Raw genomic sequence first — 1,272 nt, 5'->3', positions numbered from 1 at the left:
ACCACCTCAATAAGTGCTATCAAGCGTGGACACCCCCATATGATAAAAGTGACCCACAAGAGGCCATATATATCGTGTGATACAGACAGGTTTTATTTCGGATATTATTCAAATCTCGACTGTTATTGCCATCCCGAAGATATGCATAAAGTGTTGTCGCTACTGATGAAGCAATTACCGGGGTCGGAACTCTTTTTATTGAAAAATGAACGAATAGTTGGCCTCTCTAAAGTTGGCACCCGTGACGGCGAACCAGTCCAATTGTCAGATTTTGCCCCTGAGAATACCCAGCCCGGTTAACGTTTTTTCTCGCGCCTATTATTGGCGCGAGATTCGGTGTCCATCAGTGGCAGCATTGCCACCAAGATGTTGACAGGCCTTTAGCGGCAAGGTCGTCAAGGGTGAGAAGACATTAAGTACAAGCCGTGTGGGTAGGTTAACGATGACCATGGAGTACCGTGGGCACAGCAAAGGAATAGCTATATGAATAAGAGGGCAGCGCCGCAGTCGGCGTCGACAGAGCAAGAGACACAACTGTTGGACGACAGTCGGTATGAAGACCTGCCGCGCAGTGAGTACCTGCAATTACCCCAAGAGGAGCAAGACCGGCTCTATCAGTTGCGTCAGCAGCGGGTGCGAGAGGCGCCCACGCTTTATGAGTGGGATCTTAAGGTAGCGACTGTGTATGGCATGGGGTGGATCATGGTCCTTATTCCGTGCGGGATTACGGCTCTAGTTGGGTTGGTGACACGCTGGTATGGATTTGAGCAATGGTATTATTTTCTCATCATAGCGATGATTTTTGGGCCATTTATGCGCTACCTCTGGTTGGCTGACAAACAGTACCACTATCGGCTCACCACCGAGGGGCTGGTCACCACCTATCATGATGCTATTCCGGATGCAGCCTATGCGGTAGTGCGGGGGCTGGCTTGGTTTGGTGTGGTGGTTTGTATTGTCGGGGTGGCCTTTTTAGGCCCAGCAGCGCTGGTTGGTGTAGGTGGAATGGCTCTGGGGGCATTGTTCTTTACTGGTTTTAAAAATGTAGAAACCACCTCAATAAGTGCTATCAAGCGTGGACACCCCCATATGATAAAAGTGACCCACAAGAGGCCATATATATCGTGTGATACAGACAGGTTTTATTTCGGATATTATTCAAATCTCGACTGTTATTGCCATCCCGAAGATATGCATAAAGTGTTGTCGCTACTGATGAAGCAATTACCGGGGTCGGAACTCTTTTTATTGAAAAATGAACGAATAGTTGGC

Annotated in this window: 1 protein-coding gene and 1 pseudogene; both read left to right on the top strand. The window is 48.3% G+C overall.

From position 1 onward, the window contains the following. A pseudogene (locus L5L77_RS22495) lies at positions 1–300 on the top strand (hypothetical protein); the annotation flags it as partial. Between the two features lie 183 nt (positions 301–483). Further along, on the top strand, positions 484–1,272 hold a 789-nt coding region (locus tag L5L77_RS22490), incomplete at its 3' end, for a hypothetical protein (protein ID WP_263223443.1).

This window comes from Shewanella sp. SM29, from assembly GCF_025654245.1.
GTDB lineage: Bacteria > Pseudomonadota > Gammaproteobacteria > Enterobacterales > Shewanellaceae > Shewanella > Shewanella oncorhynchi.
This window is presented reverse-complemented; position numbering and strand designations above follow the sequence as displayed.